The sequence below is a fragment of the Streptomyces sp. NBC_01013 genome (genome assembly GCF_045162765.1).
GTDB lineage: Bacteria > Actinomycetota > Actinomycetes > Streptomycetales > Streptomycetaceae > Streptomyces.
Genome location: NZ_CP108687.1, coordinates 7,347,099 through 7,373,743, shown reverse-complemented (window position 1 = coordinate 7,373,743; position 26,645 = coordinate 7,347,099). Strand labels below are relative to the sequence as shown.

Below are 26,645 nucleotides of genomic sequence, written 5' to 3'. Positions count from 1 at the left end.
CGTGGCATCCGTACATCCACTCGCGGGCACGGAGGCCCCGGGGCAGGACCCGGTCATCGGCGCGCTGGGAGCTCTCGGCGCGCCGGTCGACTGCGCCGGGCTGCGGAGTCTGTCACTGGAGGGCCCGCAGGTGCTGTGGCTCGTCGTGGACGGCGCCCTCGACCTGTTCGCGGTGGACGCGGTGGAGCAGGGGCACTGGCACTTCCTGGGACGGCTCGAACCGGGAACCCTCGTACTGGGCCCGGTCGAGGGCCCGCAGCACACCCTTGTGGGGCGGCCGCTCCAGGAGTGCGTGCTGCGCCGGATCCCGCTGCGCGAGCTGTACCGGCCGGAGTACGCCGACCAGGGGACGTACGAGGGGCAGTACAGCAGCAGTTACGACACCGGGGACGCCACGCTGAGCCTGCTGGAGCACGCCTTCTCGCTCGGTGTGGGCCGCGGCAGGCGGGTCCTGTTCGAAGCGCCGCTGGACGGGCGGACCACGGTCGACGAGACAGCGGGCGACGACGACATCCTGTGGCTGCCGGTGTCGCCCGGCAGTGTCCAGTACGGCGCCGCTTTCAGCGCCGATGCCACGGGTGACCTGCTCGTCGACGCGGCCATGTGGCAGGGGATGGTCAATCAGCAGTACCGCCTGCTGTCGGCGCTGGACCGCTGGATCGAACAGCTGGAGCGCGCGCACGAGGACCGGACCGCGGCGGGCATGAAGGCGGGTGAGGCCGTCCGAAAAGAGGCCGACCAGGCACTGCTCACCTCGATCAGCCGGCCCCGGAGGGGCCCCTCACCTGCGACGGGCGCCTCGGACGACGCGGTGTACGCGGCCTGCCGCCTGGTGGCCCGGGACTCCGGGATCGTCCTCGGTGAGCCCGCCACGGGCGGGGCGGTGAGCGACCGCATCGACCCGGTGGAACGGGTCGCGGTCGCCTCCCGGGTCCGCACGCGGGCGGTGCGGCTGGACGGGCGCTGGTGGCGGGAGAACTCCGGGCCGCTGGTGGGCCGTCGGGCCGCCTCCGGAGCGCCGGTCGCCCTGCTCCGGCGCCGGGGCCGCTACGAGGCGGTCAACCCGCTGACGGGGCGGCGCAGCCGTGTCGACAGCTCGTCGGCGCAGGAGCTCGACGAGCGGGCCGTGATGTTCTACCGGCCTTTGCCCGAGCAGCCGTTGAACAAGCGGCAGCTGTTGCGGTTCGCCCTGTTCGGTACCCGGGTCGACCTGCGCAGACTGGTGCTGGCGGGCCTGGTGACCGTGGCGCTGGGATCGCTGGTGCCGATCGCGACCGGCAAGGTGCTCGGCGTGTACGTACCCCAGGCTCAGAACGCCCTCATCGTGCAGGTGTCGCTGGCCGTCATCATCTCGGCCGTCGTCTCGGCGGCCTTCATGCTGCTGCAGAACCTCACGATCCTACGGATGGAAGGGCGGATCGAGAGCACCCTGCAGCCGGCGGTCTGGGACCGGCTCCTGCGCCTGCCGACGAAGTTCTTCACCGAGCGCTCCACGGGAGAGCTGGCGAGCGCGGCGCTGGGGGTGAGCTCCATCCGCAGAGTGCTCTCCGGGACCGGTCCCGTCGTGGTGCAGGCGGGCACGCTCGGGGCGATGAACCTGGGGCTGCTGCTCTGGTTCAGCGTCCCGCTCGCGCTCACCGCCATCGTGATGCTGGTGGTCATCGCCGGGGTGTTCCTCACCATGGGCATGTGGGAGCTCCGCTGGCAGCGCCGGCTGGTCGTGCTGGGCAACAAGCTGAACAACCAGGCGTTCCAGACGCTGCGGGGACTGCCCAAACTGCGGGTCGCGGCGGCGGAGAGTTTCGCGTACGGGGCGTGGGCGGCGGAGTTCGCCCGTAGCCGTGAGCTGCAGAAGCGCGCGGGCCGGATCAAGAATCTGACGACGGTCCTGAACGCGGTCTATCTGCCGCTGTGTTCGCTGGTGATCTTCGTCCTGCTTGCGGGCCCGGCACGCGGCTCGTTGACGGCGAGCGAGTTCCTGACCTTCAACACGTCCGTGACGATGCTGCTGACCGCCGTCACCCAGCTCACCGGGGCGTTCGTGTCCGCCGCGTCCGTACTGCCGATGTTCGAGCAGATCAAGCCGGTGCTCGACGAGGCCCCCGAGGTACGCGGCGCCAGCACCCAGCCGGGCATGCTGTCCGGCGAGATCGAGGCCAGGGGTGTGTCGTTCCGCTACTCCCCCGACGGTCCCGTCGTCCTCGACAACGTGTCGCTGACTGTGCGCCCGGGCGAGTTCGTCGCGGTCGTGGGCCCGAGCGGATGTGGCAAGTCGACCCTGCTGAGGCTCCTCATCGGCTTCGACGAGCCGGTCTCGGGGAGCGTCCTGTACGACGGTCAGGATCTGACTGCGCTCGACCAGGCCGCCGTGCGCCGCCAGTGCGGGGTCGTCCTGCAGAACGCCCAGCCGCTGTCCGGATCGATCCTGGACTGCATCTGCGGAGCCGAGGTCTTCACCCAGGAGGAGGCGTGGGAGGCCGCCGCCATGGCCGGGCTGGCCGAGGACATCAAGCGCATGCCGATGGGGCTGCACACGATGATCGCCGGCGGCGGCTCGATCTCCGGCGGACAGCGCCAGCGGCTGATGATCGCCCAGGCCCTGGTACGACGCCCTCGCATCCTGTTCCTCGACGAGGCCACGAGCGCGCTCGACAACGAGACCCAGCGCACGGTGATCGAGAGCACCCGATCCCTGCGGGCCACCCGGGTCGTCATCGCGCACCGGCTGTCCACGGTCATGGACGCCGACCGCGTGATCGTCATGGCGGAGGGCCGCGTCGTCCAGGAGGGGCCGCCCGCCGAACTTCTCGCGGACACGGGCGGGCAGCTCCACGAACTGGTGCGACGTCAGATGCACTGACCGGCAGTCCGCTCAGGGGCACGCGGAACGATACTGACGATCCGTCATGGTCGGCCTGACCGGGCGTGTGGACTCGGCCACTCGTGAGGGAGTGGGTACTCGGCGGTGCATCGTGGGTGATGCGTCGGGGGCACTGACCTTCACCATCACCCATGAGCGGGTACCGGTCCGACGACGACGGGGCTACGGCAGTGGTGTCAGTCCGCTGAAGTATCCTTCCCGCCACCACTCACCGACTCGGAGGACCAAGAGTCTTGACTGCCCCGTCTGCTCTCCCGCTGCCTTTTCGCGCATCCCGTTCCATATCGTTCGCGACACCCCGAACGCTGCGGGAACTGCAGATGATGCAATGCAGCTCGCACATCCGAACCAAGCCGGGGTGGTTCGACAAGATGCACGACGGCGGCATCGTCGCCAAGTGGACGCGAGAAGCGACTGCCCAAGGGCTCACCGAAGCTCAGGTTCGTTACGTGCTCGCCGAACTCGTGCATTACGCGGCGCTGCGGGACGGACGGACCGGCATCGAGGTCTCCGCCGTCGACGGGGTGTGGCAGTCGGACACCCTGATCGACGACGGACTCAGGTCACGGCTGCGCAAGGCAGTTCGGGTTCTGGAGCAGGTGCCCGCAGCAGAACAGGACTGGCACCCCGGATCGGACGGCCAGGTACTGGATCTGGTTCATCCCTCACTGTTCTGTCTGGTGAGAGAGGTGAGCGGTGCGCCCGAGCGGGCCTGGAAGAACCCGACGGACCGCTACTCGACATACGAATTCTCGGAGAAGTTCCAGTGGCTGCCCACGGACGTCGACGTCAGTTCCGATGGCGATGTCGCCTTCCGTTCGTACGTCAACAACGTCCACCCGGAGACTCATCACGAACTGGCTTCCTTCCTGCCGGACTTGTTCGCCCGATTGCGCCCTCTCTTCGAGAACGTGCTCACCGATCTGCGCCATCCGCGGCCCCTGCGGATCGAGGCCGATCCATATGCCTGGTACGACTCGGAGCCGGAGTACCCGGACAGATCCTCCTACGGTGATGACGGGGCCTACACAGAAGCCGTCCGTGCATGGGAGGAGGCCGAGGACGACTGGTGGGAGAACCGCCGCCCCGTCATCCCGGACGCCCCGGCCTTCACCCCGCCCGAATTGCCCGATGGATCCGCCCGAGTAGATCTGCGCGGCCACCGTCTCCAGGTCATCGTCAAGCTCGCCACCATCCATCTCACCCCGGACAAGCCCGAGTACGCCGGCGGTTCCTGGCATGTCGAGGGGATGTTGAACGAGCGGATCGTTTCAACCGGCATCTACTACTGGGACAGCGAGAACATCACCGAAAGCCGGCTGAGCTTCCGATCGGCGCTCGACGACCCGCGCTACGAACAGAACGACGACCAGGGTCTGCGTGAGGTCTACGGCCTGGAGGACGAAGACGCGCTGAACCAGAAGCTGGGATCCGCATCGACCCCGGCAGGCCGTTGCCTGGCATTCCCGAACATCCTGCAGCACCGCGTCGGTTCATTCCGCCTCACGGACCTCACCCGCCCGGGACATCGCAAAATTCTTGCGTTCTTCCTGGTCGACCCGTCGGAAAGGATCGTCTCGACCTCCGACGTGCCACCCCAACAGCCCTGGTCCGGCACTTCGACCATGACGCTCGAACAGGCCAGAAGCTTTCGCGAACAACTCATGCAGGAACGCGGGTTCTTCGTCGCCGAGCACAACGAGCAGCTCTACGAACGAGAGTTCTCCCTCTGCGAGCACTGAACCCCGCCTTCCCCCCGGGCCGACGTCAGCAGGGAGCCCCAGGCGTATGACGTACCAGGCAGTGGCAGAGTGACATGAGTTCAGGGCAGCAGCCGCTCACGGTGCGCTGCGGGTCCCCAGCCCGCCTGGCGGACGTCGCAATCACGGCAACCGGCACGCCTTACCGCCGGTGGACACTGACGGCATATCCGCCGCTGTCGTAGGGGTCGGCATCCCAAGTGGCGAACCGTTGGACGAGGGTGAGGCCGGCCGCGGCACAGCAGTCGTCGTAGTCCGGCAGCGAAAGGTTGGGCGGCACCGGCAGGTGGGCTTCGTCCAGGCCGAAGCCGGCGACCAGCAGGCCGCCCGGACGCAGCGCGGCGGACAGGCGCTCCACCACCACGGACACGGTGCCGGGGGCGAGCAACGGGAAAATATTGCCCGCGGCAACGATGAGGTCGAAGTCACCTGCGATACCGAGGAGGGCCGGCTCGAACTCGGCCAGATCATGCTGGAACCAGGGCAGTCCGGGCGACTGCTTCCGCGCCACTGCCAGCATCGACGCGTCAAGATCCACCCCGACGCAGTCGTACCCGAGTTCAGCGAGCCGGATCATGACGCGTCCGGTACCGCACCCGGCGTCCAGCACCCGCCCTCCGGCAGGCACGAGAGCCGCACAGAACCGCGCCTCACCATGCACGTCCTTGCCGCTGTCGGCCAGGGTCGCAAATCGTGCGGCGTAGTCCTCCCCGGACGCTTTTCCGGGCAAATCTGTCCAGCGGCTCATATGCCCAACTATAGGTTGCCCGGGTGGCGGGGCTGCTGCCCGGGCGGTCGGTTGCCATATTTCGTCGTCGGTCACTCCGCGCAGCTGCACACCTCCGAGCCCCACGGCGACACCGACACCCGCGTCGATCCGGGCCGGCGCCCCGGTCATCCCGCTTCTGGGCAGCGCCGTCGTACTGCTCGGCGAGGGGGGCGAGGTCGAGGGCGGCGAATGCGCCGCCTTCCACGGCACGCGCCGAGGCGTTGACACGGGTACACATGCTGTATGCAGACATTTCTTCCGTTTCCTGACTTCACGGAGTCGGCCCTCGCCCTGGATTCCAGGCGACTCGGCAAGCAGCGGGTGGAGGCTCTACAGGTGTTCCGCGGCCTGACCGTGCCGGGTTACGGGTGGCGCAGGCACCCGGCGGTCCGCATGTGGGCCGGGTACGAGGAAGCGCTGGTCCGGTACGGGCTGGACATCTGCGCGGTCTGGACGGCTGAGGGGCGCGCCGACACCTGCGCCATCACCCTCATGCGGGACTTCCGGGCCCACCTGGCCGCCGCGACCGTCCGCTCCCAGGCTCAGCTCGGCGCGGAGGGAGATCTTCCGCCGTGGCTGGGCGTGTCCGAGTTCCATCGGAGTCACCAGTCGGCGCTGCTGCGCAAGGACCCGGAGCACTACCGGGACCGGTTCCCCCAGGTGCCGGACGACCTGCGGTACGTATGGCCGGCATCGGACCGCTCCTCCCAGCCCGGGCCGGGCCACCCATAGCCGGGTGCAGTCGGCTCGCGGCGTCCCTGGGCAGGCGCAACCATCTCCGGGGGCAGGGGGCGCACCGGCCGCCGCGGCGTCGTCTTGCGTCGACGTCGTGGCCCACGGGCAGCGAGACCCGGAGCGAGGAGGGCTCTGGTCCTTGTGTGGAGCGGTGACGCACGGTGTCGTTGAACAGCTCTGTGCATCGTGTGCCGTTTGACGCGGCCTTCGACCACCTCGGTCCATTCGCCCGGACCCTGGTGCGCGGAGGGCGCGGCCGGGCAGGCTACTTTGCTCGGATGAGTCTCCTTGATGATGTGGCCGAACGCGATGGCTGGCGATGCTGGGTGTGTGACGAAGCCGTCGACCCCGACGAGTCGGTGAACGATCCGCGGGGCCCCAGCGTCGACAGCCGGACCGCCGACCGGAAGGCCAAGGTCGCCGAGCGGCTCGCGCACCGCGGATGCAACAGCCGCAAGGGCGCGGTCAAGGTGGTCATTGCATGGCCGGACCGCCTGTACGTCGTCGAACCCGCGCCGCTGATCACCGTTGCCGCGAGACTGGAGCGCAAGGGGGGCCGCGAGATGGTGGGCCGTTGCCCGACCGGGCGAGACGCCCAGGAAGCGGCGGACTGGCTGGTGGACCGGTTCTCCCGACTGGTACCGGGACTTCCGGTGACCGCCGACATCGAGCCGGGGGGCGGACAGTTCCTCGTCACCCTGGCCACCGGCCGCCGCTGAACGGGGACCACCAGCGCGCACTCGCGCGGTCGCCCCGGGACCGCGCACCGATCGGTCCTTGACCCGCCTCCGGGGCCCGGGCGCCCGACCCCGGCGCCCGCGGGCATGAGGCCGGCTCCCGCTCCGGTGCCCGCCTCGGATGCGAAAGCCGTGTTCCGTGGCACGGAGTGCACTTCGGAGCATGGGCATTGCCGGTAGCGTGATCGTCTGCCGCATGGAATGCCCATGTGCACCGACGGCCCCAGCGGAGGATTCCGGTGGCGAGCGAGGGGACCGCGATGAGCGAACTGAAGAAGCCCAGAATCGAGGTTCCGGAGGGTGACGTGCCCACCGAGCTGACGATCCGGGACCTCGTGGTGGGGACGGGCCCGAGGCGCAGCCGGGCAGGGTCGTACAGGTTCACTATGTAGGGGTCACGTTCGCGTCCGGAAGGGAGTTCGACTCCTCCTGGGAGCGGGACCGGCCGTTCAAGTTCGCCGTGGGCGGTGGCAAAGTCATCAAGGGCTGGGACCGGGGAGTGAGAGGAATGAGGGTCGGTGGTCGGCGCGAGATCATTGTTCCCCCGCGTCTCGGTTACGGCAAGCAGTCACCCTCTTCCCTGATCCCGCCGGGCTCGACGCTGATCTTCGTCGTAGACATGCTCACTGTGGTCGGCGGGCCCACCGGAGCGAGGCCCGGCCTCACCGGCTGAGGGCTGCCGCGACGTGCCGCCCCGCACCGTCGGGGCATGACCGAAGCAGCTGGTTTCCGCGGGGAGCTACCGCGGCGCACCGGGCTTCCCGGCCCTGCTGATGACCGCGGCGGTCAAGACGTCCGGCACGCCCTCACCGACGATGGACACTGACGGCACAGCCGCCGTCGTAAGGGGTTCCGTACGGTGACCCTGACGGGGACAGCCTGATCGAGCGGCCGCTCCTCGTCTCGCCGATGGCTGCGGTCGGTTGCGCGGAGGCGAACATCACGAGGGCCTGTTTCGAACATAGCGCCGTCCGCCGGAGGACGGCCGAGCAGGCGGGACTTTCGAAACACGCCCGTCGTCGTGAGCGGACGTCAGGAGCGGGGCTTGTGCGCGAAGACCCAACGGTTCCCCTCCAGCGCGTCGTTCGGCTCGGGAAGGGGACCACGTCCCTGCAGACGGGTGAAGTCGAAGGGCGTGTGCATCGAAGTGGACCAGCCCCTGGCCGCCAGGTCACCCACGGAGTCGGGGCGCGGCCCCCTGTCGAAGAGGTCGAGCAGATCGATGCCGATCTGCTCCCGCGTCGCCGTGTAGACCGGGCTGTCGCGGTACGCCAGCAGGTCCTTCTCCAGCTTGGCCTCGAAGGCCAGGGCGCTGCCCACGGTGGTGAGCCGGTCCACCGTGTCGATGAGGTACGTCTCGGCGGGGCCCGGCAGGTAGAAGAGCAGTCCTTCGGCCAGCCAGACGCTCGGGGCGGCGGGGTCGAATCCGACAGAGGTCAGCGCGGTGACCCAGTCGGCGCGCAGGTCGACCGGTACCGGCACCCGCTTCGACTTCGGGTCGGCCGCCAGGTCCGTGAGCACCCTTTCCTTGAAGGCCAGCACGCCCGACCTGTCGACCTCGAAGACGACGCAGTCGGACGGCAGGTCCAGCCGGAAGGCGCGGGTGTCCAATCCCGCTCCCAGCAGAACCACTTGGCGCGCACCCGTACCGACCGACCGGCGGACGAAGTCGTCGAGGACTCTGGTCCGCAGGCCGAAGTAGCGGGCGAACCTCCCCCACAACGGGTTGTCGTCCCCGTCCGGGACCTGCTGGATGCACACCGGCCAGTCCGCGCAGGCGGGCGCCGCGCGTACGAAGTGTTCCGCGTAGACGTCTTGGGCCAGGCTGTCGTGGCGGTGGGTCTCGATCGCCCGTGCGGCGGCGACCAGGAGGGCGGTCAGTCCCACTCCTTCGTCCACGCCTTCCGCGCCCGTCCGCCGCGTCGCCGCGGTGGGCGTGTCCCCTTCGGCGGGAACGAGGAACACGGACGGGTCGCCGGCGGGGTGGCGGGGGTCTCCGGTGGTGGACGTTTCGCTCATCGGCTTCTTCCTTCCGGCAGCAGGACGGGTTTGATCACGCGTCCGGCGTCGCAGTCGCGTTCGGCCTCGTTGATGTCGGCCAACGGATAGGTGCGGATCAGCTGGTCGAACGGGAATCGGCCGGCCTGCCACAGACCGATCAGCCGGGGTATCAGCAGTTCGGGCACGGCGTCCCCCTCGCAGATGTGCCGGATGCTGCGGCCCCCGTCGAGCGTGCCCGGTTCGAGCGGCAGTGCGCTGTGGAGGCGTGCCACGAGACCGAGGGTGCCGGTGGGGCGCAGCGCGCGGAGCGCGTCGTTGATGAGCGGTGCGGAGGCTGTGGTGTCCAGGGCGTACTGCGCGCCGCCGTCGGTGTGCCGACGGATGTGCCCGGCCAGTCCGGCCGTCCCGGCGGGCAGCGGGACCGCACCCAACCGCTCGGCCAGGTCCAGGCGCCCGGGATGCCGGTCGACGGCCACGGTCCGTGCGCCGGCGGCGGTGGCCGCCATGACCGCGGTCAGGCCCACCGCTCCCGCGCCGAGCACGACGAGGGTGTCACCGGGACCGGCACGGAACGTGTTCAGCACGGCTCCGGCACCGGTGAGGGTGCCGCAGCCGAGCGGACCGAGCAGTTCGAGCGGCAGGGCGGGGTCGACCCGGACGGCGTTGCGCGCCGGGACGAGGGCGTATTCCGCGAAGGAGGACTGGCCGAACCACCGAACGGCCAGCGCTCCCCCTCCGGCGTCGGTGAGCCGTGACGCACCCTCCTCGCGTCCCCCGAAGAGGTTGAGTGAGGCGAAGGAGTCGCAGTAGGCGGGGGCCGCGCCGCGACAGTTCCGGCAGTGTCCGCAGGAATCGAAGCTCAGCACGACGTGGTCACCGACGCCGATCGCGCTGTCCGGGCCATCGCCCGAAGCCACCACGACTCCGGCCCCCTCGTGGCCGAGGACAGCCGGCAGCGGTGTGCGGCCGGCTGATCGCCGGACCGCGAGATCGGTCCGGCACATTCCGCATCCCGCGATCTGGACGAGGATCTCACCGGCGGCCGGGCCGGTGCCCAGGACGACCTCCTCGACCGCGAACGGGGACTCGTACGTGCGCAGCACGGCCGCTCGGAACCTCATCGCTCCTCCTCCCGCGGCCGGTGCACGACGAATGGACGGAGATTGCCGTAGAAGCCCCACGGTCCACCCGCGACACCGACCCCGCTGTCCTTGACGCCTGCGAAGGGCTGGGCGAGGGAGAGTTCGGCGTGGTGGTTGATCCAGGCCGTGCCGCACTCGAGCCGGTCGGCCGTCGCCGCCGCCCGGTCGAGGTCGGTGCCCCACACGGAACCGCCCAGCCCGAAGCCGGTGCCGTTGGCCGCTTCGACGGCTTCGTCGAGGCTCCGGTAGGGCAGCACCGGCAGGACCGGTCCGAACTGTTCCTCGGTCACCACCGGGTCGTGGGGAGGGACGTCCGTGAGAATCGTGGGAGCGAAGAAGTAGCCCGGCCCGTCGAGCCGGTGACCGCCCGTCGCCGCCCGGGCGCCGGCCGCCAGGGCCCGTCGTGTGACCCGCTCGACCCGGGCCAGCTGGGGGGCGTTGTTGACCGGCCCCATCCGGGTGTCCGGGTCCAGGCCGGCTCCGACGACGACGGTCTTCGCGCGGTGTGCGAGGGCCTCGACGACCTCGGCGTGGAGCCGGGCCGGTGCGTAGACGCGTTTGACGGCCATGCAGACCTGCCCACAGTTACGGAAGGCGGCCCAGAACAGCCGGTCCGCGATCCGGTCCACGTCGACGTCGTCCAGGAGGACGGCCGCGTCGTTGCCGCCCAGTTCCAGGGTGACACGGGCGAGGGAGGCCGCAGCAGCACCGGCGACGGCCCGCCCGGCCGGCACCGAGCCGGTGAAGGTGACGTGGCGGATGCCCGGGTGGGAGGCGAGGTGGGCACCGAGGGGCTCCCGGCCGGTGATGACGGTCAGGACGTCCTCGGGCAGGGCTGTGGCGAGGACGGCACCGAGCAGTCGGGTGGCGAGAGGGGTGTACGGGGACGGTTTGAGGACCACGGTGTTGCCGGCCGCCAGTGCGGGCGCGAACTTCGCCGACGCGAGCTGGAGGGGGAAGTTCCACGGCACGATCGCGGCCACGGGTCCGAGAGCCCGCCAGCGGATCTCGCTGTGCACGGGGCGGCTGTCGTCGATCAGGCGTGTACGGGGAGCCAGGCCGGCGAAGTAGCGCAGCCGGGCCGCCGTACGGGCGACCTCGGCATACGACTCGGCCAGGGGTTTGCCCTGTTCCCGGGTGAGCAACGGAGCGAGGTCGTGTCCGGCCGCTTCCACGGCGTCGGCGGCGGCGTTCAGCCCGGTGGCGCGGGCGACCGGGTCGGCGCGCCATCCGGTCCAGGCGCGCCGGGCCCGGTCGATCGCGTCGTCCAGCTCGTCCGACTGCTGGTCGGGGGTCTCGTCGAAGGTCTCCCCGGTGGCCGGGTCGATGACAGCGAGGCATGGGGCACGGTGTCCGGGGGCGCGGCCGGCTTCCGGTGTCGGCATCCGGGCGGTCAGTGCAGGGCCGGGACGTCGGCGGCGTGCTCCCGGTCCTGCCGGTCCATCTCCGCCCGGAAGGCGGCGATCAGCTGTGGCTGGATCCTTCCGGCGTTGCGGTCGCCGCCCGAGCAGACCGCTCCCCTCACTCCCACGATGTCCGTGCCGATACCGGTCAGCGCACCGAGGTCGGCCTGCTTGACGCTGCCCGCGAGGGCGGCGAGCAGACCGGCCGCGTGGGCGCGGCGGACGAACTCGGCGCAGACATCCGGCGGAACGTGGTCGAACAGCCGCGTCCCGTCCTTGATCGCGGTGTCCAGCATGGCCCCGTCGGCGCCGGCGCGGGCTGCGATGTCTGGCAGAGCGAGCGGATTGACGCAGCCGACGCGGTGGGCGTCGGCATAGCCCGACGCGATGACGAGCGCGTCCGGGCGGTGGTCCTTCACCGCCCGCACAACCGCCCGCATGACCTCGACGCCCTGCTCGGGAGTCGTGCATCCGTACAGGCCCACCTTGATGTACGTGGCGCCGGAGACGGCCGCGCCGAGAGCGGCCTGCGCCACGGTGCCGGGCTTGTACGGCACGTCGCCCACGGTGGCGGACACCGGTTTGTCCGCCGGTACCGCGTCGCGGATCTCCCGGATGACCCAGGGGAAGTTGGCGCCGAGAGAACCCTCGTCGGGCTTCTTGACGTCAACGATGTCTAGGTGCTCCGCCGCCTTCGCGCAAGCAAGTGCTTCCTCGATGCCGTCCGGGGAGATGAGAAGCAACACCGTGAACTCCTTCCGCCGCGAGTCCACCCGCCCGGGGGGCAGGGAACTGCGGATCACCTGGTTCATGTGCGGTGTGGTCATCATTTCCACTGCCCGCGCGCACCGGTAGGGCGTGCGGAGTTCCCCGGGCGGCGCGAGTACGCAGGTGTATGACTCCGTGAGCACCGGCGCGGACCAGAACCTGTTGAGCCGTGCCGAGACCGACCGCCCGCATGGGCGCGCCCCTGTGCGCCTGCGTGCTCCGGCGGTCGTGTCCGTTGCGGCAGAGCCGGGTCCTGCGCGCCAGATGACCCGGCCCAGCACGTCGTGCTCGAAGGGGAGTCACCCGCGCGTATGACGGTGGTTCCGCAGTGGGCGCGGAGGCCGGGGCCCCACCCGTCCCTGGACCTGGCCGACGGTGTCGTGCCCCACGGACCGACCGCCCTAAGGCGCAAGGTGCAGCTCCCGGGGTGCGGCACCTACGCGAGGCCGGCACATCCGCGACATCCGCCGACTCCTGATAGGGATGGAGCACACCGACCGAGCCCGCCGACGGCCAACTCACCGCAGTGACAACAGATTCCGTACCTCCGCCCCTTCCTCGCCCGGCGAATCGGATGCGTCCGAGAGAGCCGAACACGTTGACAGCGCAGCCTCCCGGGTCCGTTGAGTCGGGTTCGCATCCGCGAACAGCCGAGCGGCCATGCCCTCATGCACGAACGGCCGGAAGATCACTTCGCCGGCTTCCCCGGTTCGAGCTGCACGTTCCATGATCGGTCGAGTGACGGCATCTCCCTGTCGACCCCACCCCCACACGGTTGGAGGACGAAGCGATTCCCCACCTGCGAAGTCCAGGACTAGCCTGCTGAAGTACTGCTCGAGGCATTGTCTGACCGCGCATTTCACACAGTTGGACACGGTGGCAGGTCCCCGTTCCCCGTGCGCGATTCACGCCCTTTCGGATACGGAGGCAGGCCATTCATGTCGAATCCTTGCGTACACCAGCTGATCGAGGCGCAGGCGGCGCGGACACCGGCCGCGCCCGCGGTCGTGTCCCGTGAGGGAGTCCTGAGCTACGCCCAACTCGACGAACAGGCCGGGCGACTGGCCGGCCTGCTCGCCGCGCGTGGTGTACGCCCCGAGGTCCGGGTCGGGCTGGCCGTCGAGCAGTCGGCGCGTTGGCTGGTGACGCTGCTCGCCGTCTGGAAGGCCGGCGGCGTCTACGTCCCGGTGGACGCCGCGCTTCCCGCGGAGCTGGCCGCATCGATGCTGGCCGACGCCGGAGTTGAGCTGCTGCTGCACTCCGGACCCGGTCCGGTGCCGGCCGGTTCCGGCTTCTCGGTCGTGGAGCTGACCGACCTGGACGGCGCGGAGCCGGTCGGCCTCGCGGCGCCGGCGATCCGGCCGGACAACCTCGCCTACTGCATATTCACTTCCGGCTCCACCGGCCGGCCGAAGCCTGTCGGGATCCCGCACGCGGGACTGGCCGGCCACGCCGCCGCGATCCGGGCCGAGCTGGGCCTGCGGTCGACGGACCGCTTCCTCCAGTTCACCTCGATGGCCGTCGACGCCTCGCTGGAAGAGGTGCTGCCGGTCTGGCAAGCCGGCGGGACGGTCGTGTTACCGGATGCGCCGCGGCCGACGAGCGTCGAGCTGACCGAACTGATCACCGCGCACGGTGTGACCGCGGTGAGTCTGCCGAGCGCGTACTGGCACCAGTGGACGGACGACCTGCGGGCCCAGGTGGTGGCACTGCCCGAGACCCTGCGCATGGTCTTCATCGGCGGCGACAAGATCCGCATGGACAAGCTGGCCGCCTGGACGGAGGTCGTCGGCTCACGGCCGGTGGACTTCGTCGCCGACTACGGGCCCACCGAGACCACGATCAGCTGCACCACCTACCGGCCCGACCCGGCGAACCTGCCCGACATCGGGCTCGTACCGATCGGCCGGCCGCTGCCCGGGGTGACCGTGCACCTGCTCGACGACGACGATCTGACGCCGGTGACGGACGGGGAGCCGGGGAACGTGTGGATCGCCGGCTTCGGGCTGGCCCGCGGCTATCTGGGGGCGCCCGCAGCCACCGCCGACCGGTTCCGCCCGGACCCGTTCGGGCCACCCGGCACGCGAATGTACCGGACCGGGGACCGGGCCGCGCGGCTCGCCGACGGGAACCTGCAGTTCCTCGGCCGCTCGGACCGCCAGGTGAAGATCCGTGGATTCCGGGTCGAGCCCGGTCAGGTGGAGCACGCGGTGCGTGCCTGCGCCAACGTACGCGACGCCGTCGTGGTCACGGCCGACGACCCGGTCTCCGGCGCGCGCCTGGTCGCGTACGTCGAGGCGGACGCGCAGCCCGACGCGGAGGCCGCGCTCCGGGTCGAGCTGGCCGGTCGGCTGCCCGCCGTGATGGTCCCGCAGGCCATCGTACGAATGGACAGGATCCCGCGGTCCCCGCTGAGCGGCAAGGTCATCACGTCCCAGCTGCCGCCCCCGGCCGTCGCCGACCGGCCGGACCCGGTCGCGTCCTCCACCGTTGAGCAGACCGTCGCGGGGCTCGTCGCGGAGGTGCTGGGCCGGTTGCCGGGGGCCGACGAGGACTTCTTCGCAGCGGGCGGCGACTCCTTGCGGGGACTGCAGCTGCTCAGCCGCATAGCCCAGGTCACCGGGGCGGCGCTGACCTTCGACCAGCTGCGCTCGGCACCGACCGTGGCCGGTCTCACCGCGCTGCTGGGCCGGGCACGACGGTACGAACCCGGCGTGGGAGCCGTCACGCCGACCGGCGAGCGCGGCGAGTGGCGGCCGGTGTCCCGCGGCCAGGCCGCTCTCTGGTATCTGGACAAGCTGCACCACGGCGCGGCGACGTACGCGGTGCCGCTCGGGTACTGGATCTCCGGTCCGCTCGACGTCGACCGGATGGACGCGGCGCTCACCGAGCTGCTGGCACGGCACGAGGCGCTGCGTGGCACCTTCGCGGAACGCGACGGCCGGGTCCGCTCGCGCCTGCGGGCGCCGAGTCCGGTCCGTACCCGGGTGACCGCGGTGGCGGACCGCGCCGCGGCGATACGCCGGGCCGAGGCGGATGCGTCGCGGCCTTTCGACCTGGCCACCGGTCCGCTGCTGCGTTCCTCCTGCTACCGGGTCGACGACGAGAACCACCTCTGGCTGCTCGACGTGCATCACAGCGCCTTCGACGCCTGGTCGCTCGGGGTGTTCCGGCGTGAGTTCGCCGCGCTGTACGAGGGCCGTCCGCTGCCCGAACCCGCCCTGCGGTACGCCGACTACGTCGCCTGGCAGGAGCGCTGGCTGGCTTCGGAGGAGGCGGCCGGGCAGCGTCGCTACTGGAAGGAACTGCTGTCCGGCGACGCGCCGGTCGTGGAGCCGGGCCGGCCTACCGGGGCACCGGGGCAGGCCGGCTTCTCCCTGCCGCTGAGGCTCGGGGGCCCCGGCCCGGCTCAGGTCGAGGACGTGGCCCGGGCCTGCGGGTCGACCCCGTTCGGCGTGCTGCTCGCGGGCTTCTTCGCCACGCTGCACCGGATGACCGGCGGCGCCGACGACATCGTGGTCGGTGTTCCGATGGCCGGCCGGGGGCGGGCGGGCACCGAGGAGCTGATCGGATACCTGGTGAACACCGTGCCGCTGCGGATGCGGTTCACCCCCCGGATGAGTTTCCGGGAACTGGTGGAGCGCACCGATGCGGCGCTGGCAGAGGCGCTGTCCCGGCAGGACCTGCCGTTCTCGGAGATGACCGACGGCATCGCCCAGGGCGGGGACGCGGCCGAGAACCCGGTCTTCCAGAGCATGTTCGTCCTGCAGTCCACCCCGGTGGACGACGGCGGTGCCATCGACGGCCTTGAGATGACCGAGCAGCTGATCCACTCCGGCACCGCCAAAGTGGCACTGACGTGCACGCTGCGGCTGGACGCGGGCGGGGTCACCGGCGAAGTGGAGTACGCCACCCGCCGCTTCGACCGCCCGTCAGCCGATCGCTGGCAGGACGCCCTGGTCACGCTTCTCGAGTCGGCTCTGGCGGACCCGTCGGCACGGCTGGCCGAGTTGCCGCTGCTGCCGCTTGCCGCGGCCACGGCCCAGCTGACGGCGATCAACGCCGACCACCGGGACCGCAGCGCCGCCGTCACGCTGGTGCACGACGGCTTCCGCACGGTGCTGGCCCGTGACCCGTCCGCGGTGGCCGTGCAGGCGGGGACGGACGCCGTCAGCTACGCCGAGCTGGACGCGCGGGCCGAGGCGATCGCGGCGACGCTCGCCGCCGCCGGCATCGGTCCGGAAGCGCTCGTCGGGGTCTGCGTCGAGCGCTCGGTCGCCTCGATCGCCGCGGTGCTCGGGGTGCTTCGCGCCGGTGCCGGGTTCGTGCCGCTGGACGCCGGCTATCCGGCCGAGCGGCTGCGCTGGATCGCCGCCGACTCCGCGATGGCCGCGGTCATCGCGTCCGCGGCGCCGGCCGGACTGGAGGGCGTGCCGGTGATCGACCCGGCCGCGGCCGCCACGGAAGGCGGACCGGCGGTCGGGATCCACCCGCGCAACACGGCGTTCGTCTACTACACGTCCGGGTCGACCGGCCGGCCCAAGGGTGTGGTCATCGATCACGGCTGCGCGGCGTCGCGGGTGGAATGGCTCGCCCGGCGCTACGAGCTGGGCCCGGGCCGACGCGTGGTGCACAAGACCCCGCTGATCTTCGACGTCGCCATCTGGGAGATATTCGCGACGCTCGGGGCCGGGGCGACGATCCTGCTGGCCGAGGCCGGCACAGAGACCGACGTGCCCTACCTGGCCGGCCTGCTCGCCACGCCGGACACGACGCTCGCCCACTTCGTCCCGTCGATGCTGGACATGTATCTGACCACGGTCTCCGCCACCAAGTACCCGGGCCTCGACCGCGTGCAGACGTCCGGCGAGTCGGTCCCGGCCGCGTTGCTGCGGCGGTTCGCCGCCCACTTCGACGTCGAGCTGGACAACGCGTACGGCCAGACGGAGACCTCGGAGGTCGCGCTGTGGAGCGGCCGTGAGCGGCCGGACGGCGGCGGCGTCCCGATGGGCCGGGCGGTCAACGGCTACCGGCTGTTCGTGCTCGACGAGGCGTTGCGGCCGGTGGCCCCCGGCGTGGTGGGCGAGCTCTACGTCGCGGGCGTGGACGGCCTGGCCCGCGGCTACCTCGGCCGGCCGGCCCTCACCGCGGAACGGTTCCTGCCGCACCCGTGGCCCGTGGTGCCCGGGGAGCGGCTCTACCGCACCGGCGACCTGGCCGTCCGGGAGGACGACGGCCTGCTGCACTACGCCGGACGGTCCGACGGCCAGGCCAAGGTCGGGGGCGTACGGGTGGAGCCCGGTGAGATCGAGGAGGTGCTGCGCGGCCACCCCGCGGTCGAGCAGGCGGCCGCTCGGATCCGGGAGGACGAGCCCGGCGCCAAGGAGATCGTCGCCTATCTGGTGGGACCCGACGCCGTCGTCCCCGACGTGGCGGAGTACGCGGCCGGCTACCTGTCCCGGTATCTGCTGCCGACGGTGTACGTGAAGCTGGCCGCGCTGCCGCTCACCCCGTCCGGCAAGGTCGACCGGCAGGCGCTGCCGGCGCCGACCGCGCAGGATCGCGGGGCACGCGCCGGGATCTCCGAGACCACCTCGCTGATCGAGTCCCAGCTCGCCGAGGTGTGGCGCGACCTGCTGAACGTCGAGGAGATCGGCCGGCGGCAGAACTTCTTCGAGGCCGGCGGCAGCTCGCTGTCGGCGTTGCAGATGCTGCACCGGGTCAAGACCCGGTTCGGGGTGGCGGTCACCGTACGACAGTTCTTCAGCGCGCCGACGATCGCGGGTGTGGCTGAGTACCTGGAGAAGGCGCTGGTCGCCGAGTTGGCCGCGCTGTCCGACGACGCCGCCGCGCAACGCGGCGGCCGGGAGGGATGACCCCATGACCGCACTGAACGTGGACAAGCAGCAGATGCTCATGAAGCTGCTGCGCGAGCGGAGCACCGCGACGCGGGGCCCACGCATCACGCCGGTACCGCCGGGCACCCCGGTACCACTCAACCCGCCGCAGGCGAGGATCTGGTTCTCCTGCCGGCAGTATCCGGACACCAGCGAGTACAGCCTGCCGGAGCTGCGGACCCTGGACCGGCCGCTCGACCTCCCGACGTTGCGCGCGGTCACCGCCGAGCTGATGGCCCGCCACGACGTGCTGCGCGTCCGGATGTTCGAGTGCGACGGCGTGCCGATGCAGCAGGACGACGGCCCGATCGAGCCGCCCGTGACCTGGCACGACCTGCGGCACCTGTCGGCCGGTGAGGCCCAGGCGCGGGCCACCGCGAGCGGCAACGAGGCCGCCCGGCGCCCGTTCCCGCTCGACGGACCGTGCTTCTTCCAGGTCATCGGGTTCGCGCTGCCCGGCGACCGGACCATGCTGGCGGTCAACTTCCATCACATCGTCATCGACGGGCTGTCCCGGGCGATGGTCGTCGCGGAGCTCGACGCCCTGCTGGCCGGCCGTCCGCTCGGCCCGGCCCCGCTGGTCGGCTTCCTCGACTACGTGGCCTGGGAGCAGGCGAACGCCGACGACACGGCGATCCGGAGCGATCTGTCGTACTGGACCGGCAAGCTGGCCGGCGACCTGCCGGTGCTGGACCTGCCGAGCGACCGTCCCCGGCAGGCCACGTCGAGCCGGTCCGGGGGCACCGTACCGATCTCTGTCACCGGGCCCGTGCTCGCCCGCCTCCGGCAGCTGGCGACGGACGAGGGGGTCACCCTGTTCGTCGTCGTCATGGCCGCGTACAAGCTGTTCCTGGCCCGGATGACCGGGCAGCGGGACATCATCGTGGGCGTCCCGCTGGCCGGCCGGGATCATGAGGTCGCCGAGTCGATCGTGGGCTGTTTCGTGAAGTCGGCGCCGTTGCGCACCGACTTGAGCGGCGACCCCACGTTCCGCGAGGTCGTCCGCCAGGTGCAGGAGGCCGTCCTGGGGGCCCATGACCACCAGACGGTGCCCTTCGACCGGGTGGTGGCGGAGCTGGGCCTGCCCCGGCTGTCCGGGGTGCAGGCGGTGTTCCAGACCATGGTCAACGTGCAGTCCACCGCGGTGGGCGGTGCTGCCGACCTGGGCACCGAGCTGGACACGAGCGCCGCGATGTGGGACCTGGCCGCGAGTCTGTTCGTCGACGAGGACGTGATGAGCGGCGTCCTGGTGTACGACGCCGGCCTGTTCGAGAAGTCGACCGCGTTACGCTTCGCCTCCCTCCTGGAGGGCCTGCTGGCCGCGGTCGCCGGTCAGCCCGACGCGCGGGCGTTCGAGCTGCCGCTGCTGGCTCCGGCCGAACGGGAACGCGTCCTGCACGAGCTGACCGGACCCGGGCGGCCGGACATCCGGTACCGGACGATGGCGCAGCCGTTCGAGGAGCAGGCCCGCCGCACTCCGGACGCGGTGGCGGTCCACACCGGCGAGGGTGCGGTGAGCTACGCGGAGTTGAACACCCGGGCCAACCGGCTGGCGTGGGTCCTGCTCGGCGCCGGGGTCGGGCCCGGCGATGTCCTGGCGTTGTGCCTCGCCGACGGCGCCGACGAGATCGTCGCCCGGTACGCCGCGGCCAAGCTCGGCACCCCGTACACGGCGATCGCGCCGGAACAGCTGGCCGGCGCCGCTCCGGACGTGGTGATCACCGATCGGGCGACGGCGGCGGACGTGCCGGCCGGGCCGTGGCGGGTGGTCTCGTTCGCGGACGCCGGGCAGTGGGCCGGGGCGGCCACGGACGACCCGCCGGTCGCGGAGGCCGGGTACGACCTGCTCCGTCTGGTCCACTCCCCCGGCCGGCCGGGGGCCGTCGCCCGTCCTGTCGTCGCGGAGCTGGCCGAGGTCGCGGAACTGCAGCGCGCCCATCCCCTCGGCGCCGGGGATGTGGTGCTCCCCGAGACGCCCGACGGCGCGTTCTGGCCGCTCTCGTCCGGGGGCGCGGTCCTGCTCTGCCCGCCCGTGGTGCACCGGGACCCCCGGCCCCTGATGGAACACATCGACACGTACCGCGTCACCACCCTGTGGACGACGGCGTCGGTGCCTCTCGACGGCGCAGGTGGCGGGTCGCTGCGCCGGGTCTTCCACGGCGGGGAGCCGGTGACCGTCGCCGGGTTCCCGGGCGAGGTCATCACGTGGCGGGGATGGCCGGAGACCGGCCGGGTCACCGAGCGGGACCGACGCCTGGCCCACCAGTCCCTGTACGTGCTGGACGAGGCGCTGGAGCCGACTCCGGTCGGCGTCGCCGGCGAGCTGTACGTCGGCGGGGAGGGCCTGGCCCGCGGGTACCACCGGCTGCCCACACCGACCGCGGAACGGTTCGTGGCCGACCCTTTCGGCGTACCCGGCGCCCGCATGGTGCGTACCGGCGAACTCTGCCGGCGCCGGGAGGACGGTTCGCTGGAGCACCTCGGCCCGGCCGACCGGCAGATCACGGTCCACGGCATGCGCGTCGGGCGGGCCACCGTCGAGGCGGCCTTCACCGGCCAGGGCGGGGTGGCCCTCTGCGCGGTCACCGCGGCGCCCGAGGGCGGCCTCGCCGCCTTCGTGGTGCCCAGTGGTGAGCGGGAACTGTCGGGCACGGAACTCGCCGAAGGCGCCGCCCGGCGGTTGCCCGACTATCTGGTGCCGGGCAGCGTCACGGTGGTGGACCGGATCGCCCGCGGCGACGACGGCGCGATCGATGTCGCCACGCTGCTCGGGCTGCGCGACACCGCCATACTCGTCGAGGACGAGCACTTCGTCGCTCCGGCGACCGAGTTGGAAGCCCGGCTGGCCGCGATCTACGCCCGGCTCCTGCGCAGGGACGCCGTCAGTGTCACCGACAACTTCTTCGATCTGGGCGGCCATTCGCTGCTGGTGTTCAAACTGATCGAGGAGTGCGAGAGCGAGCTCGGTCTGCGGCCGTCCGTCCAGGACGTCTTCACCGGCCCGAAGGTCCGCGAGCTGGCGGCGACCCTGGGTGCGGTGCAGACCGCGCGGGCGCTCGAGGACAATCTGGTAGGCCTCGTCGAGAACCCCGGCGCGCCGCTGATGGTGTTCGTCCACGCGGCGAGCGGCTCGGTGCTGCCGTTCTACGAGGTGGCCCAGCGGCTCGGCGGGGAGTTCGCGCTGTACGCCCTGCAGTCGCTTCCGGACGACCGGCCGGCGACGATCGAGGAGATCGCCGCCCGGTACGTGGCCGCCGTCGACGAGGTGCGCGGCGTGGCCCCCGTCGTGCTCGCCGGCTGGTCGATGGGCGGTTGCGTGGCGGTCGAGATGGCCCGGCACTGGCTGCTGCGGGGCGAGCGGGTCGCGGCGACGCTCCTGCTCGACACCTGGGCGCCGCCCTCGTTCATGTCCTCGGCGGCGGAGGCCGCCGAAGTGCGGGCCGCGTGCCTGGCGCTCGACGTACTGCGGCTGGAGGGCGCCGAGGCCGACGCCGCCGCGGCGGTGACCGAGCTGACCGGGATGGTCGAGCGCAACCGCGACTCGTTCCTCGACTATTGGCCGGAGTTCTACCCGGCCGAGGTGGAACTGCTGCGCGCCAGCGACCCGTTGCCCGCCGACGCGCCGAAGTTCCCCGCGGGTTACATGGACGACGACCGCGGGTGGGGCGCCTTCGTCGCCGAGCTGGAGACCACCGAGGTCAAGGGCAGCCATCTGAGCCTGTTCGATCCCGAGCATGTGGATCACCTGGCCGCGGCGATCAGGGACGCCGTCTCCCGGCGGATGGGCTACGAGGAGATCTGAGGGCCGTCGACCGCGGCCCGCAACTCCGGGTACATCGACCCGTCGTAGGCCGCGGCGACCTGCTTCATCGGCTCAGCGGCGATGGTGCCCGGCTTGTACGGCCACCAGTTCACCAGGACCGTCAGCCGTTCCCGGTGCTCCGGAACGGCCGACGGTTCCTGGTGCGCGTCGGCGCGGCTGCCCACGGAGTGCCACAGGTGGCCCGGGAACGTGACGTACAGATTCCGGGCCGGGAAGACGAACTCCCGGTCCTGCGCGCCCGGCGAGGGCTCACCGCCGAAGACCACGAGCGGCCCGTCGTCGACGTCGGTCAGGTACACGATGCTGGACAGCGTCGGGGACTCCAGCGCACCGGTCTCGGGATCCTCGCCGATGTCACGGTGCAGACCGAACTCGAAGTTCGAGGAGTACGGCGGGGCCAGCCGTCCGAGCCACCACTCGACGCCGACGGCGGCCGCCCGTACCTCGGCGGGGATGTGGTGCACGAGATGGTCCCGGACTGCCGCCTCGACCACGTTGCGAGGCGGTGTCCCCAGCGGGTACCAGAAGGTGTAGTGATAGGGGCTGCGGCCGTCCAACCGGTCGGGTCGGGTGGCCATCGCGACGGCCGAACGCAGTTGGTCCAGCGTCTCGTCGGGAAGCGCCTGCGCGGTGTGAGCGATGAGTGCCATAAATCGGATGTTACGGGGCACCCCACGCTGTGGTCGATCGGTCCTTCCGCTATGCCGAACCGGTCAGAACGGGCAGCCGCGGGCGGTGCCCTGGGACAGCTGACCGGGCGTCTCCGCCCCGGCCGACTGCCCCATCCCGGCCTCGCGCATCAGCCGTGCGATCGGCCGGCCGGTGCCGCTGTCATCGTCCTCGTAGCGCCGGATCACCGACTCCTGGACGTCCGCCGACTTCTCCTGGCTGAACTTGAACAGCCCCTCCACCTCGTCGATCCGGAGCCGGAAGGCCCCGACGCCGGGCAGGATCTGGCGGAAGTAGCCGACCGACGCGGTCTGGTCCCAGTTGGCGCCGAAGCGCTGCTCCAGCCGCTCCGCCGTCCAGCGGACGACCTCGAGCGTCTCCTCGGGGTCCCGGATCAGCTGGATCCGCCCGCATACGTGCACGCTCGCGAAGTTCCACGTCGGGGCGGACGGGGCATCGGGGTAGACGGCCGGGGTGACGAAGCCGCCGGGCCCGTCGAACATCAGCCGGGCGGGCATGCCGTCGGTCAGCGCCTTCCAGTGCGGGTTGGCGCGGTTGAGATGGCCGAAGAGCTCCGTGCCGGTGAGCGGGCCGGAGCTGGGCATTCCCGGAGCGACGAGAGCCGGCAGGCGCGACGCCCACGGCACCGTCGCACCGTTGGTGGTGAGCGTCGCCAGCGGGTGGCCGTCGACGATCCGGCGGTGCCAGTTCTCGTCCTGGATCTGGTAGTGGCTGGGCACGAACATGGCTACCGCCTCACACGATCGGGGTTAGCGGCACACCGCGTACGCCTGGCGGCCGCGCGGACCTGCCGCGGCTCGCAGGAAACCGGTGGCCGGGTCGACGCCGGCGGAGCAGACCTTCCCTAGCGTGGACTCCGGCACCACGTCCAGCCGGTGGCCCTTCTTCTCCAGCACGGCAAGCACGGCAGGGTCGAACGAGCGCTCCACGACCACCACGCCCGGCCGCGAGAGGCGTGGTGCGAACGACTGCGCGAAGTGGTCGATGTGCCAGGCGGGCAGCTCGGCCGCCGCCTGCGGTTCGTATCCGAACTCGGCGACCGCGAGGAACGCGTGGAGCGTCCACTGGTCCTGCTGGTCCCCGCCCGGCGTGCCGAAGGCCAGGAACGGCGCCCCGTCGCGCAGCACGATGCTGGGGCTCAGTGTGGTGCGGGGACGCCGTCCGGGCGCGAGCGAGTTGGGGTGGCCCTCGGTGAGCCACGCCGTCTGACCCCGGGTGCCGAGGGCGAAACCGAGTTCCGGGATGACCGGCGCGCTCTTGAGCCAGCCACCGCTGGGCACGGCGACGACCAGGTTCCCCCAGGCATCGGCGACGGCCACCGTGCACGTGTTCCCGGCGCCGGCCCGCGGACCTGCCGGGGTGACGGTGGGCAGGCCGCTGCGCAGGTGCGACATCCACTCCGGCTCGTCCGCGCCCGGCTGCTCCGCCGGCTCCGCCACCGGGATCCAGGGCTCGGCGCCGCCCGGCCGTCCCGGCTGCGGATCGAGGTTCGCCCGCTCGCCTATGAGCGCGCGCCGCTCGGCGGAGTATTCGGCCGCCAGGAGCTCGGCCATCGGCACCGGCGTCTGCTCCGGGTCGCCGTACCACGCCTCCCGATCGGCGAACGCGAGCTTGGCCGCCTCGGCGACGGTGTGGACGTACTCAGCACTGCCCAGCCCCATGGCGCGCAGGTCGCACCCTTGGAGGAGGGCCAACTGCTGCAGGAACACCGGGCCCTGGGACCAGGGTCCCGGCTTGTGGACGGTGAACTCGCCGTACGGCAGCTCGCACGGGGCCTCGACGCCCGGGCGCCAGCTCGCCAGGTCGTCGCCGGTCAGCAGGCCGCGATGCCGGCGGCCGGTCGAGTCGAAGACCTCGGTGTTCCGCGCGAAGCGGTCGATCGCCTCGGCGACGAATCCCTGGTAGAAGGCGTGGTGGGCCGCCTCGATCTGGGCCTCCCGGTCCGCGGACTTCGCCCGCGCCTCGCGGATGAGTCGCCGATAGGTGTCGGCCAGTACCTCGTTGCGCATCCGGGACCCGGCCGCCGGCACCGCGCCGCCGGGCAGGTAGGTGCGGCCCGACTCCGTCCACTCGGTCCGGAACAGGCCGGCCATGGCCCCGATCGTCGACGCGGCGGCGGGCAGCAGCGGGTACCCGCGGGAGGCGTATCCGATCGCCGGCTCAAGGACGGACTCCAGCGGCATGGTGCCGAACTCGCCGAGCAGACGCATCCAGGCCCCGAACGCCCCCGGCACCGTCGCCGGAAGGAGGCCGCCCGCGGGCATCTGCTTGATGCCGAGCGCGGCGAACGCGTCGAGGCTCGCCGCCTGCGGCATCGGGCCCTGGCCGCAGACGATGCGAACCGTGCCGGTCGCGCGCGAGTAGGCGGCGATCACGACGTCACCGCCCGGCCCGTTCGAATGCGGCTCGACGATCTGCAGGGCGAAACCGGCGGCCACCGCCGCGTCGAAGGCGTTGCCGCCGCGCTCCAGGATGCCCATGCCGACGGAGGACGCGAGCCAGTGAGTGGCGGCCACGCCTCCGAGGGTTCCGGTCAGGGCCGGTCGCATGACGGTCATGGGCTCACTCCTCGGCAAGGCTCGTACGCAGGGTGGGTGACGGCTGGGACGGCAGGTCGCATGCGTACTGGGCGACGCCCAGCAGGATGTCGACGAGGCTGTTCTCGCACTTGACGACTTCGGGCCTCTGCAGCTCGGCCGGCCGCTCGTCGGCGTCGTCCGGCGCGTACAGCCCGTTCGCGGTGACGTCCTGGGCGATGGCCACGAGCCGGCGCAGCAACTGGGCCACGACCTCGTGCCGGGGGACCGGGGCCCGCAGCGTCGTGAAGTAGGAGTCGTAGATCAGTCCTGCGAGCCGGTGACCGGGACCGCGGACGGTGGCCTCGCGCAGCAGCGACCGGCCGTTGGTGACCAGGCGCGCGGCGACCCCTTCGTGGACGAGCTGGAGCAGGGTCATGGCGTCCAGCAGCTCACCCGCGTCGGTGCTCGCGAGACCGGGCAGCCGGCTGCGGCGGAAGAGGTCCCGGATCGGCCAGTAGTCCGGTGCCCAGGCTCCGCTGAACGCGCGGTGCCGCAGCCGCATGCTCGGCCGTATCAGCTCGTTGTAGAGACCGGGCGGGCACGAGCCGGTGTAGAGCAGCATCGCGGAGTAGCCGTCCACGTACTGGCTGATCTGCGGCAGCACCTCGTCGGCCGGCCGGCGGCCCTGGCTGAGGTCCTCCACGAGCTGAGCGATCAGCCGCCACACGACGAAGCACACCTGGTGCCCGGTGAGCCATCGGAACCAGAACAACTCGTCCGGCGATTCGCACGGCTGGACCTCGGGCGTCAGCAGGCCGCCTTCGCCGAGAGCGGCCAGCCGCCGGCAGCTGCCGGCGTAGTCCCGGATCGGGACCTCGCCGGCCGGGCTGTCGGCATCTCCCACCGCCGGCAGGATCAGCGGTTCGAGACCGTACGCGAACCCGCCGAAGTCCCAGCGCCCGTCGGCTGGCAGCTCGCACAGCGCACCACTGCCGGCCGGCTTCATGACAGGCCGTCCGGCACGAAGGTGAACTCGAACTCGAGCCCGTTGACGTCGTACGTGTAGAAGCTCTGCACGCCGTCTTCGTCGATCACGATGTCGGTCGGCTGCTCATCGATCGCGAACGTGTAGTGGCCAGACTCGTAGAGCTCGATCCAGCGCTGCCGGAGCCGTACCAGGTCATCGGCGGCGCTCACACTGAAGCAGAAGTGCTGGAACTGCACGGCGCTCTCGGCCGGCTCGGACTTGCGGCCGGGCCGTCCGAAGAGGTGGAACCGGACGTCGCCGAGAACCATCTCGGTCAGCCCGTGGATCCCCGGCAGGCGGCTGCGGGTCAGTTCGGAGAACTGGTCGAGCGACCACGCCCGTCGGCATCCGAGAAAGTCCCCGTACCAACGGACGCTGTTCTCGAGGTCATTCGTCTGCACTCCGACGTGATGAAACCGCGGCCTGGGAAATCGCACGGGGGCCGCCATGGTGACGGCCGATGACGTCTCTCTCATGTCTCACTCCAGCGGAG

General features: G+C 71.3%; 16 protein-coding genes and 1 pseudogene. 7 read left to right on the top strand and 10 right to left on the bottom strand.

The genetic code is table 11. The features are described 5' to 3' along the window. Window position 1 precedes the first annotated feature (1 nt). Window positions 2-2,860, top strand: coding sequence for an NHLP bacteriocin export ABC transporter permease/ATPase subunit (locus OG538_RS32190; RefSeq protein WP_406098995.1), 2,859 nt, complete (start codon window positions 2-4; stop codon window positions 2,858-2,860). Window positions 2,861-3,114: 254 nt separating this feature from the next. Continuing rightward, complete coding sequence (locus tag OG538_RS32185) at window positions 3,115-4,623, top strand: DUF4246 domain-containing protein (RefSeq protein WP_406098994.1); 1,509 nt, start codon at window positions 3,115-3,117, stop codon at window positions 4,621-4,623. A 160-nt stretch (window positions 4,624-4,783) separates the two neighbouring features. Here OG538_RS32185 and OG538_RS32180 read toward each other — a convergent pair whose 3' ends face one another. After that, entirely contained in the window at window positions 4,784-5,389 is a 606-nt protein-coding gene (locus OG538_RS32180) for a class I SAM-dependent methyltransferase (RefSeq protein WP_406098993.1), read from the bottom strand. Between the two features lie 264 nt (window positions 5,390-5,653). On the opposite strand from OG538_RS32180, the gene OG538_RS32175 reads away from it, so the two are divergent. The 3 genes and pseudogenes from OG538_RS32175 to OG538_RS32165 all read left to right on the top strand — a co-directional run bounded on the left by OG538_RS32175 (window position 5,654) and on the right by OG538_RS32165 (window position 7,555). Next, window positions 5,654-6,142, top strand: a complete 489-nt coding sequence (locus OG538_RS32175; protein ID WP_406098992.1) for an MSMEG_6728 family protein — start codon at window positions 5,654-5,656, stop codon at window positions 6,140-6,142. Between the two features lie 281 nt (window positions 6,143-6,423). Next, a complete protein-coding gene (locus tag OG538_RS32170; protein WP_406098990.1) occupies window positions 6,424-6,864 on the top strand; it encodes a hypothetical protein in 441 nt (146 codons plus the stop codon). Window positions 6,865-7,142: 278 nt separating this feature from the next. Beyond that, a pseudogene (locus OG538_RS32165) lies at window positions 7,143-7,555 on the top strand (FKBP-type peptidyl-prolyl cis-trans isomerase). Window positions 7,556-7,914: 359 nt separating this feature from the next. On the opposite strand, the gene OG538_RS32160 reads toward OG538_RS32165, so the two are convergent. The 4 genes from OG538_RS32160 to OG538_RS32145 are packed head-to-tail and all read right to left on the bottom strand — an operon-like array spanning window position 7,915 to window position 12,174. Continuing rightward, window positions 7,915-8,901, bottom strand: coding sequence for a class I SAM-dependent methyltransferase (locus OG538_RS32160; RefSeq protein WP_406098988.1), 987 nt, complete (start codon window positions 8,899-8,901; stop codon window positions 7,915-7,917). Beyond that, complete coding sequence (locus tag OG538_RS32155; RefSeq protein ID WP_406098987.1) at window positions 8,898-10,004, bottom strand: NAD(P)-dependent alcohol dehydrogenase; 1,107 nt, start codon at window positions 10,002-10,004, stop codon at window positions 8,898-8,900. Before OG538_RS32155 ends, OG538_RS32160 begins: the two co-directional genes overlap by 4 nt. Continuing rightward, complete coding sequence (locus OG538_RS32150; protein ID WP_406098986.1) at window positions 10,001-11,410, bottom strand: aldehyde dehydrogenase family protein; 1,410 nt, start codon at window positions 11,408-11,410, stop codon at window positions 10,001-10,003. The genes OG538_RS32155 and OG538_RS32150 overlap by 4 nt, the downstream gene beginning before the upstream one ends. An 8-nt stretch (window positions 11,411-11,418) precedes the next feature. Next, window positions 11,419-12,174: a (5-formylfuran-3-yl)methyl phosphate synthase gene (locus tag OG538_RS32145; protein ID WP_406098985.1), complete on the bottom strand. Its 756-nt coding sequence runs from the start codon at window positions 12,172-12,174 to the stop codon at window positions 11,419-11,421. 960 nt (window positions 12,175-13,134) lie between these two features. Between OG538_RS32145 and OG538_RS32140 the strand changes: the two genes are divergently transcribed. Further along, complete coding sequence (locus OG538_RS32140; protein WP_406098983.1) at window positions 13,135-18,072, top strand: amino acid adenylation domain-containing protein; 4,938 nt, start codon at window positions 13,135-13,137, stop codon at window positions 18,070-18,072. A gap of 4 nt (window positions 18,073-18,076) precedes the next feature. Next, complete coding sequence (locus OG538_RS32135) at window positions 18,077-21,895, top strand: non-ribosomal peptide synthetase (RefSeq protein ID WP_406098981.1); 3,819 nt, start codon at window positions 18,077-18,079, stop codon at window positions 21,893-21,895. Here OG538_RS32135 and OG538_RS32130 read toward each other — a convergent pair. The 5 genes from OG538_RS32130 to OG538_RS32110 all read right to left on the bottom strand — a co-directional run bounded on the left by OG538_RS32130 (window position 21,880) and on the right by OG538_RS32110 (window position 26,601). After that, the gene (locus tag OG538_RS32130; RefSeq protein ID WP_406098979.1) at window positions 21,880-22,566 is read right to left on the bottom strand and encodes a hypothetical protein; all 687 of its coding nucleotides are present in this window, start codon (window positions 22,564-22,566) and stop codon (window positions 21,880-21,882) included. The genes OG538_RS32135 and OG538_RS32130 overlap by 16 nt on opposite strands. Before the next feature lie 63 nt (window positions 22,567-22,629). Continuing rightward, window positions 22,630-23,331 (bottom strand): FMN-binding negative transcriptional regulator, encoded by a 702-nt coding sequence (locus tag OG538_RS32125; RefSeq protein ID WP_406098977.1) that lies wholly within the window; start codon window positions 23,329-23,331, stop codon window positions 22,630-22,632. A 24-nt stretch (window positions 23,332-23,355) separates the two neighbouring features. After that, window positions 23,356-25,164 carry a gamma-glutamyltransferase family protein gene (locus tag OG538_RS32120; protein ID WP_406098975.1) on the bottom strand — a complete coding sequence of 603 codons (1,809 nt, stop codon included), beginning with the start codon at window positions 25,162-25,164 and terminating at the stop codon, window positions 23,356-23,358. Between the two features lie 4 nt (window positions 25,165-25,168). Then, window positions 25,169-26,131 carry a hypothetical protein gene (locus tag OG538_RS32115; RefSeq protein ID WP_406098974.1) on the bottom strand — a complete coding sequence of 321 codons (963 nt, stop codon included), beginning with the start codon at window positions 26,129-26,131 and terminating at the stop codon, window positions 25,169-25,171. Next, entirely contained in the window at window positions 26,128-26,601 is a 474-nt protein-coding gene (locus OG538_RS32110; RefSeq protein ID WP_406100392.1) for a VOC family protein, read from the bottom strand. The genes OG538_RS32115 and OG538_RS32110 overlap by 4 nt, the downstream gene beginning before the upstream one ends. Window positions 26,602-26,645 lie beyond the last annotated feature (44 nt).

What these genes read in the sequence shown, in the direction of transcription:
- OG538_RS32180 (WP_406098993.1), bottom strand. Translation starts at nt 5,389, where the DNA reads ATGAGCCGCTGGACAGATTTGCCCGGAAAAGCGTCCGGGGAGGACTAC.
- OG538_RS32175 (WP_406098992.1), top strand. Translation starts at nt 5,654, where the DNA reads ATGCAGACATTTCTTCCGTTTCCTGACTTCACGGAGTCGGCCCTCGCC.
- OG538_RS32170 (WP_406098990.1), top strand. Translation starts at nt 6,424, where the DNA reads ATGAGTCTCCTTGATGATGTGGCCGAACGCGATGGCTGGCGATGCTGG.
- OG538_RS32160 (WP_406098988.1), bottom strand. Translation starts at nt 8,901, where the DNA reads ATGAGCGAAACGTCCACCACCGGAGACCCCCGCCACCCCGCCGGCGAC.
- OG538_RS32155 (WP_406098987.1), bottom strand. Translation starts at nt 10,004, where the DNA reads ATGAGGTTCCGAGCGGCCGTGCTGCGCACGTACGAGTCCCCGTTCGCG.
- OG538_RS32150 (WP_406098986.1), bottom strand. Translation starts at nt 11,410, where the DNA reads ATGCCGACACCGGAAGCCGGCCGCGCCCCCGGACACCGTGCCCCATGC.
- OG538_RS32140 (WP_406098983.1), top strand. Translation starts at nt 13,135, where the DNA reads ATGTCGAATCCTTGCGTACACCAGCTGATCGAGGCGCAGGCGGCGCGG.
- OG538_RS32135 (WP_406098981.1), top strand. Translation starts at nt 18,077, where the DNA reads ATGACCGCACTGAACGTGGACAAGCAGCAGATGCTCATGAAGCTGCTG.
- OG538_RS32130 (WP_406098979.1), bottom strand. Translation starts at nt 22,566, where the DNA reads ATGGCACTCATCGCTCACACCGCGCAGGCGCTTCCCGACGAGACGCTG.
- OG538_RS32125 (WP_406098977.1), bottom strand. Translation starts at nt 23,331, where the DNA reads ATGTTCGTGCCCAGCCACTACCAGATCCAGGACGAGAACTGGCACCGC.
- OG538_RS32120 (WP_406098975.1), bottom strand. Translation starts at nt 25,164, where the DNA reads ATGACCGTCATGCGACCGGCCCTGACCGGAACCCTCGGAGGCGTGGCC.
- OG538_RS32115 (WP_406098974.1), bottom strand. Translation starts at nt 26,131, where the DNA reads ATGAAGCCGGCCGGCAGTGGTGCGCTGTGCGAGCTGCCAGCCGACGGG.
- OG538_RS32110 (WP_406100392.1), bottom strand. Translation starts at nt 26,601, where the DNA reads ATGGCGGCCCCCGTGCGATTTCCCAGGCCGCGGTTTCATCACGTCGGA.